The 13,676-nt window shown below is 67.8% G+C and carries 14 protein-coding genes; 3 read left to right on the forward strand and 11 right to left on the reverse strand.

What is annotated here, in order from left to right:
- Nucleotides 1-20 precede the first annotated feature (20 nt).
- The 8 genes from ASF53_RS19505 to ASF53_RS19540 all read right to left on the reverse strand — a co-directional run bounded on the left by ASF53_RS19505 (nucleotide 21) and on the right by ASF53_RS19540 (nucleotide 6,988).
- Nucleotides 21-1,766, reverse strand: a complete 1,746-nt coding sequence (locus ASF53_RS19505) for a flagellin N-terminal helical domain-containing protein (RefSeq protein WP_056202478.1) — start codon at nucleotides 1,764-1,766, stop codon at nucleotides 21-23.
- Between the two features lie 112 nt (nucleotides 1,767-1,878).
- A complete protein-coding gene (locus tag ASF53_RS19510; RefSeq protein ID WP_056202481.1) occupies nucleotides 1,879-2,502 on the reverse strand; it encodes a hypothetical protein in 624 nt (207 codons plus the stop codon).
- A 56-nt stretch (nucleotides 2,503-2,558) separates the two neighbouring features.
- The gene (locus tag ASF53_RS19515) at nucleotides 2,559-2,888 is read right to left on the reverse strand and encodes a hypothetical protein (protein ID WP_056202484.1); all 330 of its coding nucleotides are present in this window, start codon (nucleotides 2,886-2,888) and stop codon (nucleotides 2,559-2,561) included.
- Nucleotides 2,889-3,033: 145 nt separating this feature from the next.
- On the reverse strand, nucleotides 3,034-3,495 hold the full coding sequence (locus ASF53_RS19520) for a hypothetical protein (RefSeq protein ID WP_156635683.1): 462 nt from the start codon (nucleotides 3,493-3,495) through the stop codon (nucleotides 3,034-3,036).
- Nucleotides 3,496-3,506: 11 nt separating this feature from the next.
- Nucleotides 3,507-3,833: a hypothetical protein gene (locus tag ASF53_RS19525; protein WP_156635685.1), complete on the reverse strand. Its 327-nt coding sequence runs from the start codon at nucleotides 3,831-3,833 to the stop codon at nucleotides 3,507-3,509.
- Between the two features lie 89 nt (nucleotides 3,834-3,922).
- Nucleotides 3,923-5,218: a flagellin N-terminal helical domain-containing protein gene (locus ASF53_RS19530; protein WP_056202493.1), complete on the reverse strand. Its 1,296-nt coding sequence runs from the start codon at nucleotides 5,216-5,218 to the stop codon at nucleotides 3,923-3,925.
- Nucleotides 5,219-5,385: 167 nt separating this feature from the next.
- Complete coding sequence (locus tag ASF53_RS19535) at nucleotides 5,386-6,351, reverse strand: helix-turn-helix domain-containing protein (protein WP_056202496.1); 966 nt, start codon at nucleotides 6,349-6,351, stop codon at nucleotides 5,386-5,388.
- A 58-nt stretch (nucleotides 6,352-6,409) separates the two neighbouring features.
- Nucleotides 6,410-6,988 carry a tyrosine-type recombinase/integrase gene (locus ASF53_RS19540; RefSeq protein ID WP_286134559.1) on the reverse strand — a complete coding sequence of 193 codons (579 nt, stop codon included), beginning with the start codon at nucleotides 6,986-6,988 and terminating at the stop codon, nucleotides 6,410-6,412.
- Between the two features lie 492 nt (nucleotides 6,989-7,480).
- Here ASF53_RS19540 and ASF53_RS19545 point away from each other — a divergent pair, with 492 nt between their 5' ends.
- Complete coding sequence (locus ASF53_RS19545) at nucleotides 7,481-7,966, forward strand: PilZ domain-containing protein (RefSeq protein WP_056202502.1); 486 nt, start codon at nucleotides 7,481-7,483, stop codon at nucleotides 7,964-7,966.
- Nucleotides 7,967-8,035: 69 nt separating this feature from the next.
- On the opposite strand, the gene ASF53_RS19550 is transcribed toward ASF53_RS19545, so the two are convergent.
- From ASF53_RS19550 to ASF53_RS19560, 3 genes are read right to left on the reverse strand one after another with little or no spacing between them, the layout of a single operon-like run.
- Nucleotides 8,036-9,229, reverse strand: coding sequence for a relaxase/mobilization nuclease domain-containing protein (locus ASF53_RS19550; protein ID WP_200943279.1), 1,194 nt, complete (start codon nucleotides 9,227-9,229; stop codon nucleotides 8,036-8,038).
- Nucleotides 9,230-9,282: 53 nt separating this feature from the next.
- Nucleotides 9,283-9,693: a hypothetical protein gene (locus tag ASF53_RS19555; protein WP_056202506.1), complete on the reverse strand. Its 411-nt coding sequence runs from the start codon at nucleotides 9,691-9,693 to the stop codon at nucleotides 9,283-9,285.
- A 12-nt stretch (nucleotides 9,694-9,705) separates the two neighbouring features.
- A complete protein-coding gene (locus ASF53_RS19560) occupies nucleotides 9,706-10,149 on the reverse strand; it encodes a hypothetical protein (RefSeq protein ID WP_056202509.1) in 444 nt (147 codons plus the stop codon).
- A gap of 796 nt (nucleotides 10,150-10,945) precedes the next feature.
- Here ASF53_RS19560 and ASF53_RS25950 point away from each other — a divergent pair.
- Together ASF53_RS25950 and ASF53_RS19570 are read left to right on the forward strand one after the other, a co-directional pair.
- Nucleotides 10,946-11,956 (forward strand): hypothetical protein, encoded by a 1,011-nt coding sequence (locus tag ASF53_RS25950; protein ID WP_156635687.1) that lies wholly within the window; start codon nucleotides 10,946-10,948, stop codon nucleotides 11,954-11,956.
- Between the two features lie 112 nt (nucleotides 11,957-12,068).
- Nucleotides 12,069-13,655 (forward strand): tyrosine-type recombinase/integrase, encoded by a 1,587-nt coding sequence (locus ASF53_RS19570; RefSeq protein WP_056202514.1) that lies wholly within the window; start codon nucleotides 12,069-12,071, stop codon nucleotides 13,653-13,655.
- Nucleotides 13,656-13,676 lie beyond the last annotated feature (21 nt).

A 13,676-nucleotide genomic window follows, 5' to 3' on the forward strand; every position in this document is an offset into this window, starting at 1 on the left:
AAAATGGCTCCGCAGACCTCCTAGGCGAACAACGACAGAAGGGTCCGGCTCGATGCGTTGGCGATGCTAAGCCCTTGCACGGCGAGTTCCCGCTGGGTCTGCAGCGCCTTCAACTTGCTTACCTCCGTCTCGATATCCGCATCGACCAAGACGCCGATGGCACGTTCGTTGGTCTTGACGAGCGCGTCGAGGAACATCCTCTGGCCTTCGACGAGCGTCTTGCCCGCGCCAAGTCGCGTACCGGCATCGGTCACGCTTCCGATGGCCGTTTCGACATCCCGGATGACGTCCAGGAGCGTAGCGTCCCCCAAGGGACCAGTCATATCCGAGACGTCGAGCGTGGCGATCGCGTGGCCGGAGGCGCCGGCCGTGTCGAGCAACCCGCGGACCGGTACCGGCGGACTGCCGTCGCGGCCAACGGCAGAACTGGGGCGAGATGACACGAAATATTCGCCCCCGACAGCGGACTGACCCGGCGTGAACCCGAAGGCGGCGGCGTCGGGGCCGCCGACCGTGACGTGCGCCGAGGGGCCTTCCAGACTGTTGCTGGCGGAAAACCGGCTTTGGCTGCCATCGTATTGGGCCCACATCGAGAAGCCGACATCGGTCCGGTTGTCCGCATGGCGCCAGAACATCCAAGCCATCTCGTGGAACGTCACCGAGGTCAGGTCGGCAGGCGGCGGTTGGCTGTTCGCGTCGAAGGTGAAGGTGACCGAGGACGTGCCGTCGCCGAGCGTGACGCTCTTCGAGTTCGTGCCCGACAGGTCGATATTCTGATAGGCGTTCGTCGCGGTGGCAAAGGGGCGACTGAAACGAAGATCCGGTGCCGGGGCGACGGCAAGGTCGGCGCTGACATGTCCTACGCTCGGCTGGACCGCCTGCAGGCTGAGCGACGCCGCGGCACCGGTCGCGGTGGTGGCGAAGCTCAGGCGTCCGTCCGCCGTCAGCGCCGCGGTAACGTTACCCGTCCCGCCCCATGAGGCGATCTGGGCCTCGATCGCTTCGGTCAGTTCGGCAGGGGTGACCGCCGCCAGATCGGTAACCCGTGACGCCAGGGTTGTCCCGTTCACGCGGATGTCGTTCGATCCGTCCTCCGTGGTCACCCGCAAGCTGACCTCCAGCGGTCCCGTGAAGTCCGCACGCCCGTTGCTTGCGAAGGCGGGGCTCATCGCCAAAGGCAGGGGGCCGGTGATCGTCGCCGGTGTCGGCTCGATCCGGACGAAGGTGGCGCTGGCGTCGTAGAGCTTGAGCGCCTCGATATCGACCGGGAAGGTCGAGAAGCCCACCGTACCCGAGGGCGCGCGGGAGAACCCTGCGACGATGTCCTCGCTTGCGCGGTAGGTGGCGGATCCGGAGTCGACCGAGAGCCAATTCCGGCCGGCCGATACGGATGTGTCGGCGGTGGCCCGCATCCGGGCCTGGATCGCGGCGACCTCAGTCTGGATCTTGGGCCGGTCGACGCCGGTTGTCAGGGCGGTCTGGAGCGTCGCGCGTAGCGTCCGGAGATCGGATAGGACACCGTCGATGCCAGCATAGGCCACATCGAACGCCGCGGCACCCAAGCCGAGCGTGTCGACCACCGCGCGCAACGAGGCGTTGTCGGTTCGGATCGCCGTCGCGATCGACCAGTAGGCCGCGCTGTCCGAGGCGGTCGAGATCCTCTGCCCCGTCGCCAGGCGATTGCCGGTCGTGGCGAGTTGCGCCGTGATGCCCTTGAGCGTCCCGAGCGCCGTCAGGGCGGCGGTGTTCGTCGAAAGGCTCGTCACGGGTCTGCTCTTGTTGAATCATGCCGCGTTCGTTCGAGGTGGCGCGAGGCACCCGGCGGCCCGCTCGCCCTCATCCCCGGCATAGGGCAGGCAGTAGTCATCGGGACGCCGATTAAGGAGCGGTTGCCGGGCCAGGTCGCTCGACGGCGGAGCGCACGCGTTCCTCCGCCAGCCTTTCGAACGCGCGCTTCAGCCCGAACTCCCGGCCCGTCCGGCGCCCCTTCGGATCGACCGGACGGACATCGTCGATCCTCCACCAGCCATCCTCCTCGACGAAGGCGACCACGATGCTGCGGTTGAACGACGGCAACGGCGCGTCCTCGTTCGTGTAGTGCAGCGTCGCCGTGGCGGATGCCTTCACCGGATTGGCCGCATGGTCGTATCGCAGGCCGGCAACCTCCACGACCCTGTCGGGCACGTCGTATCCGAAGCCGAGAATGGTCGGCCCCAGATTGTCCTCGTCCCTCGGAACGGCATCGTAGGCAGCCTTGAAGCCTTTGGAGAGCAGGCCCGTCATGTTGCCGTTCTTCTCCAGACGCATCTGATCGGCGATGAGCTGAACCGGATCGAGCGTGGCCCGTCGGGCGGCCGAGGCATCGGGTCGACCGCTGGGCGTCGTCGGGTTCTCGCGCGGCCCCGGGACCTGCGTCGGCGCAGGCCCCGCGCTTACAGCCGCCCCGAGGCAAACCAGTACGGCAGCGGCTGGCAGTCCGAGTTTCACGGTACGCATGTCCATCTCCGTACGTTTGCCGGCGCGGGGAAGGTCGTCGTCTCGCCGAGCTTGAGGGCGGCTCACCGATCCGCGATCGCGAGGGTTCCGTCCGCCTGCTTGAAGAAGCGCCCCGTGCTCACGCCCCTGTCGACGCCGTTGATGGCGAAGCTGATTTCGCAGACGTGGCCGGGCACTCCTATGGCGGGCTTGCACCCATGGGATTTGAAGGCCGAGAGCATCGGCTCCGGCGGTGGCCGACTGCTGATCAGGGCCATTCCGGCCACATGGATCTTGTAGGAGGCCATCAACGCGTTCGTGATGGCTCGCCTCATCGCCGATTCCGTCGGCTCGTCGCTGCAGGCCGCGAGCGTCAGGCAGAGGCCCGCTGCGAGGAAGGTTGCACTCTTCATGGGTCGGTGGTCCTGATTTGGAGACGATGCGTCCGGACGACCGGACGTGCCGTCACCGGACGGGGGCGGGTGTCGAGGGGGCGATCGAGGGCGTGGCCGGCGGGCGATGGGACGAGCCCTGCCCGCCGGGTCCGAAGGCCGAGCTTCAGGGCATGGCGATGCGGTAGGTCTTGCGGCCGGTCGGGCAGCAGTGGCTGTCGCCGCGTCGCGGCACGGCGACCGCGAAGGTCGCGGTCCGATCGCCGAAAGTGACCTTGCCCGCCAACGGGTTCCGGACCTCCGTAAGGGTCCGGAGATGCCGCCAGCCCGTCTGGCCGGCCCGGAAGATCGCGGCCGCGGTCGCGGTGGAGTTGCCGGTGGGATCCGGCAGGTAGGTCACGAAGGCAATCGCCGTCGATGCGTCCGGCGAGGACCGAAGTTCGACATGCGTGTCGTCGTCCATCGTGCAGCGGCGATCGTTGCCGTTCGGATCGACACAGACGATCGACCGGTCGGTGCCGAACCAGGACCGGACAGCCTCCGGCAGTTCGACGGCGGATGCGGTTCCCGCCTGCAAAAGGAGGAGAATGGCGGCAAGGCAGATCCCGCAAGGGTTAGGTCTCGACATCGTATGCAGCCTCACTCGACCATCGTGAGGGTGCCGTCGGCCGCCTTGACGAAGCGGCCATTGGCTTTGCTGCCGCGGCTTCCGTTAACCGTCGCCTCGAACTCGCAGCGGTATCCGGCGTCGGGCTGGGCCGGTTTGCAGCTGATCTTTCGAAAATCCTCGATCACGGGCATCGGCTGAGGCTGCCGACGCTGTCCCATCATGGTGGCGGGCGCAGCGGCCTGCTGCCGGGACATGCGGGACATGAAGTCGTTCATGGCCTTCACCATCGCCGCTTCGGTCGGCTCGTCGCTGCAGGCGCCGAGAGCCAGGCCGAGCACGGCCAGCAGGGGAAACACGGGTTTGGGGAGCATGGGACTTGTCCGCCGAGGTCGATAAGGGGCGCGGATGGTGGGCGGCGGATGACGGCCGCCCGTGGTTTCGGCGATCAGCGCAGGAGCTGGAGAATGCCCTGGTTGGCCTGGTTGGCGAGCGAGAGCGCCGAGATGCCGAGCGACTGCCGCGTCGACAGCGCCTGGGAGTTGGCCGCCTCCTCGTTCATGTCGGCATTGGTCAGGTTCGCCGCCCCCGTTTCGAGCACGTTGACGAGGTTCTTCGTGAAGTCCTGGCGCGTCTGCACCACCGACAGGTTCGAGCCCAGCGTCGAGGACAAGGAGTTCAGGGACGTCAGCGCATTGGTGAGGGTGTTGGAGGCCTTCGTCAGGTCGGCGTTGTTCTGCACGCCGAAATCCGCACCCGGTTGTGTCGACGCGCTGTCGACGAGGCTGCCGATGCCAAGGCTGGAAGCGGTGAGGGCGTCGCCCTGCACGTCGAGCTTGGACTGCGCGCCGCCGGTCTTCTCGTTGAAGACCACCGTGAGCTTGTCGCCGGCCAGCAGGTTGGTGCCGTTGAAGCCGGCGTCCTGAGCCGCCTGGTTGATCTGGGTGCGCAGGTTCTTGAACTGGTCGACCAGGGCCGAACGCTGTGCCGAGGTGCCACCGCCGGTCACCCCGCTCGTCGTGGCCGTGCCGAATAGGAGGGCGGTGTCCGCCGTGGAGGCCGCGAAGGTGCCCGCAGTCGTAGCGCCGAGGCTGACGGTGAGCGCGTCCGAGCCGCTGCCCGTCACGCTCAGGAGGCCGTTGGAATCGACCGAGGCGTTCGCGATGCCCGACTTGTTGATCGCGTTGACGACGTCGCCGACGGTGTCGGTCGCGGCGACCGTGTAGGTGTAGACGGCATTGCCGGCCGTGAGCTGCACCTGGTTGGCGGCACTGGCGCTGAGGCCGAGGTTGCCGCTGGCGGAGCCCGTCGCGGGCGCGGCGGTGCCGAGCACGGTCTTGGCCATGGCGACGTCGCGCTGGCTCTTGCCCGTGGTGCTCGCCTCGCCGGAGCTGCCCAGCGCCACGGTGCCGGCGACCTTCGGCAGGTTGGTGGCCGCGTTCGACTGCGCTTGGCTGACCACCGACTGGAGTTGCTTCACCAGCGAGGTGACGGTGTCGATGCCCTTGGCGGCGGCCTGGATGGTCTGGATGCCGTTGGAGATGCCGTCGAGCAGGCCGGACAGGGCGGTGGAACGGTTCGAGAGGTTCTGGGCGGTGAAGAAGTTCACCGGGTTGTCGAGGGCCGAGTTGACCTTCTTGCCGGTGGAAAGCCGGCCCTGGTTCGTGGCGGCCAGGCCGGCGGTGTCCTGCAGCGAGAGCAGGTTCTGCCGCGTAGCGGCGGACAGGGTGATGGACGAGGACATCGGCGAGACCTTCGAGGGTCGCGGGGATCGCGACGACCTGCGAAGTTTCGGGTCCGAGGCCTTGCCCGCCGGGTGGACGTTTCGCGCCGTCCGACACGAGGAGCGGACGAACCGTCTCGGATCGCGGATGTTTCGTCTCGCGCGTCCGGCGCTTGCTTCAGCCCGGGTCACAGCTCCCGCAGCCAAGCCATGGGTGCGGCGTCCGGTGTCGAGAGATGGGCATCGTCCCGGGATGAGGACACATCCGCAGGCCAGAGCCCGTATCGGCGGTGGAAGGCCCGGCTGAAGACGCGGTCGCTGGCGAAGCCGCATTCATGGGCGAGCCGGGCGACCATCGGCCTTCGCCCTTTGGCGGTGCTGAGCCGCCGCATCGCCAACGCCAGCCGACGGTCGCGGATGTAGGTGGCGATGCCCCCATCGCCGCCGAACGCTCGATACAGCGATGCCCGCGACAGCCCGAAATTCGCCATCAGCATCGGTGCATCGACGACCGCGAGGTTGGCTTCGATGAAGCGTCGGATTGCGATGCCGGTTGGATCGATCGACCCATCCCAGCCGCGCTCAGCCGTGTGCGCAAGGACGGCCCGGCACAGCGCGAGCGTTGCTGGTACGAGATGGGGTGCCGGCAGACAGGTGGCGAGATTACACAGGTGGTCGGCCAGAAGGCGGATCATGGGGAGCCCGGCTCCGAGAATCCTTCCGTGCCGGACCGGGATACCATCGGCACCGTCCGCCAGAAGCCGGCGAGGCAGGACGAGTTCGACGCCGACGGATGCCTCAGCTTCGATCCGGATGGCGCGCGCGAGGTCGAGCAAGACGATGTCACCGGGGCCGGCCTCGCCGACCGACCCACCGATGTCGATGCGCGCCCGACCGCGGCCGTGGGTGCGCAGGACGAGATGATCGAGCGCCTGCCGAACGGCGAGGGATTCCGAGCGCTTGATCGTCTGTGCCGGTGCCTCGAAGTCACCGAGGATCGCGTCACCGAGATGGTGGTAGCGATGGAAGGCGCCGACGGGCACCGGCGTGGCGGGGTCGAGACGCACCTCCATCAGGGGGGCGAGGCTGGCGATCCAGGCCCGGCCGCGCCGCGCATCCTGCGGGATGTGCGCGAAACGGTGCTCGACGATCACCGGACCGCTACTGGCAGCTGGTCCGCTCGCTCACGAGTGCGACCACCCGAGAGGCCCGCTACCACATGCGAGCGGCGATCTCCTGTTCCTCGGCACCCATCACGTCGGCATAGATGGCCGTGGTCGCCATGCTGGCATGACCGAGCCAGCGCTGCAGCAGGTTGAGCGGCACGCCCGAGCGCACGGCGTGCACGCCGAAGCCGTGGCGCAGCCCCTTCGGCGAGGCCGCGCTCGCGCCGACCCCGGCGGCCCGCATCACCCGCTTCACGTGCCGCCATGCGGTGGAGCGGGCCATCGGCCACAGCTGCGCATCTGGTGCCCCGGCACCATGAACCCGTGCGAGCGCGGTCAGGAGTTTGGCCGGGACCGGCACCTCGCGCACAAGGCCGCTGCGACGCTTCTTGAGACAGCGGACAGTGACGATCCGGCCGTCGTGATCGATGTCGGCATGGGTCAGGCCGAGCGCTTCGCTGACCCGGCAACCTGTCCAGGCCAGGGTCAGGCACAGCGTCCCGATCTCGGGCGGCTCGGTCGAGGCGGCCTCCAGGAAGCGCATTCGCTCGCCGGGTGTGAGGTATTTGCGCCGGCCCCGGACGGTGTGGAGCGTCATGCCGACGGTCGGCGAAGTGCGGAGCATGCTGGCGGGTCCCGGGACCATCCGACATGAGCCGGCCGGATGCCGGATCACGGGACGGAATTGCCAATTTTGTACCACCCCACATTGCCGGCCAGGCGCGCCTAGGGGCTCGGGAAGCATCCGATGCGATTTTTCAGGAACAAACGATCCAATCTTGCGGCTAAAAGCGTAGAGAGAGGAATGCTTTCAACAAAATTGGCAATAGTGTTTCACGAATCGGTAGTCGAAGGCGTCGCCTCTTGCAATGACGAAGCCGCCGCCGGTAGCTATGGCGTATGCCCGTCTTGCTTATCGACATGGCCACGGCTCGCCGTTCCTTCCGCGCCCGCGGTGGCTTGAACCCACGCGACGGCGGCGGCGCGTCCACGGCGCTCATAGACGCCCATACGGAATGCGGGGGGACGTCCATGGCCCGGATCGGGGTGCTTTGAAGTGTCGTCGGTCAGCCTGCCGGGACGCTACCTGGACGGATCGGGCACGGAGCGTGAATGTATGCTCCGTGGCGACACCCCCGAGACGCTGGAGGTCACGGGCGGCCACGTACCGATCCCCGGCGAACGGATCGTCTGCCGCATTCCCGGGCTCGGCCTTCTCGCGGGACGCGCGGTGAGGCCCGCGGATAGAGTGTTCCGCCTCGGTCTGGAGGCGGGTCCCGCCCAGAGGTCTCGGCTTGCGGCGCGTCTCGCGTGGCATGCCGCTCAGGCGAGCGGAGCGCCGGACCGGCGTGAGGCGGTCCGGGTCGTGCCGGTCCAGACAGAGGTGGTCGTGATCTGGGACGGTGGCGAAGCCCTTGGTCGACTGCGCGACGTCTCCATCAACGGAGCATCCGTCGATCTGACGCCACGTCCCGGAATTGGGGCATCGGCTACGATCGGCCGGCGTCGAAGTCAGGTCGTCCGCCATACCGAAGGCGGTATCGGCGTCCGATTCGTCCTCCCGCTGAGCCCTCAGGACGTGACCGAGAACATCGTTCTTTGAGCCGCCTCGGCTGCTCGGTAAGGTCGTCCACCAATTCCCTGCAGGGTCTCGAATGGGTTGTTTGGAGACCTATCGAAGGGGGATGCCCCAGATATCTTTGAGCCCCCATAACCTCCACGCGCGTTCCTTCTCGTAGGCATTCCGCTCCTCGATCCGGGCGACCGCCGCCCGGGCGCGCTCGGCTGCCGACAGGCATGACGCCACGGCCGGATCCAGTCCCGAGAGGCCCCGTCGCAGGATCAGGGCCCGGCCGGGTGGGAGCGTTCGAAGGCGTCGGAGCGCATGGCCCGCACCGCCGTCGTCACCTCGGCCACCGCCTCCGTCAGGTCCGCCAGTACCTCGATCAGGTCCTCGAATCCCGAGCCCTCGGTCTCGCTCGGCTCCGGCGCCAGCATTCCGACGATCGCCCGCAGCAGCCGATCCTGCGCGTCGAACCGGCGCGCGATTTCCATTCCATCCATGTCCCACCGCCTCCAAGGTCAGGCTGCCGATCCGTTCCTTCACGGCGGCGGCCAAGATCCGCTTCCCCTCGAAGCGGCGGGCCGCCGCTCCGATCACGCGCGTCGCGAGGTGCGCGCCGCCGCTCCCGTCGATGATGACGGCCCCCTTGCGCCCACGACGCAGATCGAGGCCGCGGGCCCGGAGAGCCGCCAAGAAGGTCGGCCCGTCGGCACTGTCGTGCCACGCCGCCAGCGCCGCCCGGCGCACGGCGTCGAGGGGCGTATCGGTGCGTTCCTGCTGCAACCGTTCGGCGGGTGTGAGCGGAGCGATCGGGCGTGCCCGTTCCAGGCTTCCGGACCGCGTCAGCCAATCGGCGACGTCGGGGCGTCCCTCGTCGCGGAGGCGCCGGGCGAGGCTCCGTGCGTGTTTTGACGCCACCGGCGCCATGCCGAACGCGTGCTCGACGATCCGGCTGACCTTCTCACGACGCGGGTAGTCCCAGGCCAGGTCGATCACCGAACCGTCGGGCCGGACGAGGCCGTAGACGCGATGCTCGTGGTGGCGCCCGTGCTTCACGTGCTCGACACCGCAGAACGGCTGCCCTTCCATGCCGAACTCGGCCTCGAACAGCGCCCACCACCGCGCCCGCGCCGCAACCTCGTCGGCGATGCCGGCATCCGGGTCGAGATGGACGTGGTAGATCGGCCGATCGGTTCGGCCGCCGAGCGACAGCGCGACCAGTTCGCGCACCTGCGCCGTGAGGCCGGCGCTGCCGAGGCCGCGTGCGGGGATGACGACGACCGCCTCGTTCTCCGGGTTCAAGAGATGACGGGCGAGCGCGTCGCCAATGCCTCGGCCGCGCGTGGCCCCGGAGATCATCGCCGGGCATGCCGCATCAGCACGGGGATGAGCAGGTCCCGCGCCCGATCGAGCCCGGCGCGGGCGGCCCGCCCGTCGAACAGCGAGATCGCTGCGTTGACCGAGGCGAGCTCTCGCACCGCTGCCGCGATCGCCGTGACTTCTTCCTTGGGCAGGCGCACGGGCCGGCCGCTGTGCGCGTCGACATCGGATTGCAGCGGCGTCCTCTCCAGGATGAGCCGCCGGACCCATGCGCTGGCACTCAGCCCCTCGCGGCGGGACGCGACGACGATGGCCTGGGCCAGTTCCGGGCTGACCCGGGTGACGAACCGCTGCTGCAGCGTCTGCCGCTTGCCGGACAGCGGGCTGGTGCCCGGTTCCGTTTCGAGCAACGCGAGCACCGCGGGATTTTCGGATTTCTCGGACATCGGCACGTCGATTCAAGCTGCGGGGTTGGGGTTGGATTGGTTCGGAGGGACGGGATGCTGGACCGCCTCGTCGGGCACCGGCTCCGGGCCGCCGCCCTCTCCCTCGCCGCGCCGCCGCCTGCGCTCGGCCCGCTGCAGAGCCGCCCTTTGGCGTTCGGCGAGAATGTCCCGGACCAGGGACGGGACGGCCAACGGATCGGGCGGCCGATCGCCGTAGCGGCGGGCACGCTCGGCAAGGCGGTCGTGCGTGGCGATCGCCCGTTCCCAGAGTTCGATGTCGGCCGTCATCTGGTCGGCCGCGATCATGCGCTCGCGACGCTCGTCGACGTCCGGGCGAGCTCGCCATGCGGATTGCCCGGTCAGGCGCCGGGCATACTGCCATCCCCAGATCTCAGGTCCCATCGCCGCGATCAGCGGATCCATGTCGGCGGGCCGCGCCGTCTCGAACGTGCCCATGGCGAGACGCTGGGCGTACTCGCGTGTCGCGGTCGCGAGCGAGAGGATGCGGATGGAGCCGAACCCTGGCGGCCGGATCGGGCGAGGAGGCGCAGTCGGCACCGGAGCCGGTACGGTCACCTCTCGGTGACGCCGCAGAACGACCAGTAAAATTTTAGACAAAGCTTTCCGCATGACAAGTGTGTGCACAGCGCCGGATGACAAATTTCGCGGGAGAATGAAGCACCAGAGTAATATTCAGGAAAGTTGCATGACCATATTGACAGATCTCGGATTTCTCCTGTCCAAAAATGCAACCTAAGGTAATGCTGATCCGCCTTGGTCCGGACCGCACCGCGCCTGCAATCCACGCGGGAGGTCACAAGCCGTGCGAATCGGCTCGATCAGGCGAATGAAGCCGCTTGTTTGGTCCAAGTCCCTGATACAACGACCGATTCGCTTAGGTTTGGGTGCTGACGGCGCGCGGATGGGACGAGAATGTTGCAACAGCCATGGCTTGTATCGAAGCGGAGCATCGCGAGCCGCCGTCCCGGATTTGGCGATACCGAAGCGAACGGCAACAATCGGCACTCAACCAGCGCGGAGAGTGACGTTGTTTGCACAATTCTTAAAAATACTCGGACTGGGGCGGCCCGCTCGTTCCAGGGATGGCGGACGTACGTCGGGAGCCAAGTCACGCGAGGGGCTCTCGAAAGGCCCGGCGGCAAAGGCCGCTGGGCCGTCACGGCCAGCGCATGACAAGTCGCAGTTTGCCAGCCGCGAGCCGGTGGAGAGGGGGCGGGCGAGAGAGCCAGCCATGGCCGTCGTCACAAGTGACGCCGTCCAGATGCCGCCGCCGCGGGCGGCGTCACCAGGGCTCCCGCCCGTGGACCCGGTGACACAGCTGAGGGCCGCAGGAGATACGAAGGCGGTCGCGATGGCTGCACGGCAAGTGGCGGAATCGGATGGCGGCGTTCGGCCAGGCCCCGGTCTGGTGAACGCCCGACGGCCCGATTCCGACGATTTTCAGCAAGTCGACGCCAATCTCAGCGGCCGAGCCCAGGCTTGGTATCGCCCAGAACTGGTCAAAAATGTCGCAGGGGAAAGAGGCTCTGATCCTTGGGGGGATCCTTTGCCAACGATCTCTTTGCCGACCTGTCAGAAACCCTTCCCTCCCTACGAGCAGCCAGCCGAGACGAACGAGGATGCCGCAGCCGGCGAGGGAAGTCGGATGGATATTTCCGAAGCATTCGCAGGAACTTGTCGGCATTCCATGGAAGAGAAGGGCAAGGATCGATTGTCCGATCCTTGTTTCGACCGGGACAAAAGCATTCCCGACGCGACCCCGTCATGCCCACCGCAAGTCGAGCCCCAATCCCTGGCCCTAGACTCCTCGACGAAAACCGGGTTGGCTTGCGCGAGCCAGCCGGCCAAGCGGTCGACCCGGGTTCCCCCGCGGATCGCCGACCGGCCCAGACCGGAGGAGTGGACCGATGACGAACTGCTGACCCTACCCGAGGCCGCCGCGCTGTTCTGGCCGGCAGGCCCGATCACCACGAATACCCTCAGGACCGCGGGCCGCGACGGCAGCCTCGCGATCACCAAGGTAGCGGGCAAGTTCTTCACGACACCGATGGCGATCCGCCGGATGGGCCTCGATGAGATCGGGGGGAAGCTTAAGCAATCGAAGCAGGACGAGACGGCAACGACTTCGACACTGCAGATGAAGATCGCCGAGGCTCAGAGGCTCGGCGGAGGGCGCGCGCGTTCGAGACGCGCTGCCAAAAGATCTGTCGCGACTGCCACCAACGGTGGCTCGGGGCAGTAAGCGGCGGACACAGGGCGTTTCAACTTGGCGGTAGACCGCCCCGCATCCGCCATTCGTAGCACCGGCATGCGTGCCAGCACAGGTAGGCCAGAGTACGATGAGGCGAGAGAAAATGCAACGGGACGCGTTCGCGCGTGCCGAGGATGACGTGCGCGTCGCACTGATGACCTCAGCGGCGGCGATCCCGGAACCGGACTGCAAGCGTGGGCCGGCCTCAGATGGACCGCATCTGATCACGCGCCGTTCCAAGACGGATCCCACGAGGTTCACGTGGTACATCCGGGACGGTAGGCACGAGGAGTCTACGCGTCAGCCCCTGGCGGAGCGGAAGAAGGCCGATAGGGCGCTCGACCTGTACAAGCTGCAGAAGGAGGCGCGGGAGCGGGGCATCATCGCCCCACGGATGGTGCCCGTCGCGGCGACGGTCAATTACCTCCTCGATGCCGCCCGGCCGCTGGGCGAACCTCCGGTCCCGCGCAAGACGTCCCTGCGCTCCAACGCGGCCAAAGCAGTGGCTAAGCGGTGGAAGAAGTATCGCAAGCTGGCGCGGCGCCTTGCCTCGCTGGCGACCTTCTTCGCGGGGGACACGCTCAAGGACCTCACTACGTCCCGATGCCACGCGTACATCGAGTGGCGGTCGAGCCAGCGCGATGCCCGCTACCGAAAAGACGATCCCGATGTGCCGAACGCCAGCCCGGCGAGCGCGAGGGAGGACATCCGCTTCCTCCGCAAGGCCGTGAAGCTCTACGCCGGCGAGCATGCCCTCGCGTGGCATCCCGACGTCAAGGTGCCTGAACCCGGCAACGGGCGGACGCGCTGGCTGCGTCGGTCAGAGGTGGCTCGGATGTACTGGGCCATCCGCGGCCGCATCTGGGACAGCGAGAGCGGCGACTGGAAGCGCGAGCGAATCTTCGGCTCGCGCGGGAGGGTGCTCACGCGTTACGTCTACCGTGATCCGCAGACCATCGCCAACCGGAAGCCGTTACGGCGCTACCTCATGATCGGCCTGTACACCGGCACCCGCGACGAGGCGATCCGAGACCTGCGCTGGGAATGCTCGGCGGATGGTGGCTGCATCGACGTGGAAGGCCGCTTCATCCATCGGCGCGGGTTCGGGCTGGACCCGAGCAAGGGCAAGCCGCGGATGAGCTCGCGGATCGCCCTCAAGGTCGCGTCGACGCTCGGGCGTTGGCGGAACTCGGATCTTGCGGCCGGAATCGCGGCCGTGGTGCCCCGACCGGACGGGGAACCCTACGCCTCGACCCCGGTCTGGATCTGGGAGGCGGTCGTCGCCGACGCCGGCCTCGACGCGGAGGTGGTGCGGCACACGCTGCGGCACACGGCGGCGACCTGGCTGCGGATCGCCCGCGTCGACGTTCGGGCGGCGGCCGATCTCCTTGGCATGTCGGTGCAGACGGCGGTGAAGATCTACGGCCAGTGGACCCTCGAAGGGCAGGACGCGGCGGCCGACGCATTGGCGTGGTCGCACGGGGTCAAGGCGGCGCACTCCTTCGCCATCGCAGTCCCCTCGACCATCGAGGTGGCGGTCCCGCGCGGCCTGCCGCCGCGCGAGCACCCAACGCAGACCGAGCGGCGGAAACGCGAGCGTGTCCGGGCGGCAGAGGATGTCCGGAAACGCGTCGCGGGCCTCGACCTCTCCGTGCGCCGGGGGACCGGCGGACGTGCCGGGACGCAATAAGGCTGCGTGCCCGGAGCCCGA

It is taken from the genome of Methylobacterium sp. Leaf123 (genome assembly GCF_001423405.1).
In the GTDB taxonomy this organism is placed as follows: domain Bacteria; phylum Pseudomonadota; class Alphaproteobacteria; order Rhizobiales; family Beijerinckiaceae; genus Methylobacterium.

What these genes read in the sequence shown, in the direction of transcription:
- ASF53_RS19570 (WP_056202514.1), top strand. Translation starts at nt 12,069, where the DNA reads ATGCAACGGGACGCGTTCGCGCGTGCCGAGGATGACGTGCGCGTCGCA.
- ASF53_RS19555 (WP_056202506.1), bottom strand. Translation starts at nt 9,693, where the DNA reads ATGTCCGAGAAATCCGAAAATCCCGCGGTGCTCGCGTTGCTCGAAACG.
- ASF53_RS19520 (WP_156635683.1), bottom strand. Translation starts at nt 3,495, where the DNA reads ATGTCGAGACCTAACCCTTGCGGGATCTGCCTTGCCGCCATTCTCCTC.
- ASF53_RS19545 (WP_056202502.1), top strand. Translation starts at nt 7,481, where the DNA reads ATGCTCCGTGGCGACACCCCCGAGACGCTGGAGGTCACGGGCGGCCAC.
- ASF53_RS19530 (WP_056202493.1), bottom strand. Translation starts at nt 5,218, where the DNA reads ATGTCCTCGTCCATCACCCTGTCCGCCGCTACGCGGCAGAACCTGCTC.
- ASF53_RS19510 (WP_056202481.1), bottom strand. Translation starts at nt 2,502, where the DNA reads ATGGACATGCGTACCGTGAAACTCGGACTGCCAGCCGCTGCCGTACTG.
- ASF53_RS19515 (WP_056202484.1), bottom strand. Translation starts at nt 2,888, where the DNA reads ATGAAGAGTGCAACCTTCCTCGCAGCGGGCCTCTGCCTGACGCTCGCG.
- ASF53_RS19560 (WP_056202509.1), bottom strand. Translation starts at nt 10,149, where the DNA reads ATGGGCACGTTCGAGACGGCGCGGCCCGCCGACATGGATCCGCTGATC.
- ASF53_RS25950 (WP_156635687.1), top strand. Translation starts at nt 10,946, where the DNA reads ATGGCCGTCGTCACAAGTGACGCCGTCCAGATGCCGCCGCCGCGGGCG.
- ASF53_RS19540 (WP_286134559.1), bottom strand. Translation starts at nt 6,988, where the DNA reads ATGCTCCGCACTTCGCCGACCGTCGGCATGACGCTCCACACCGTCCGG.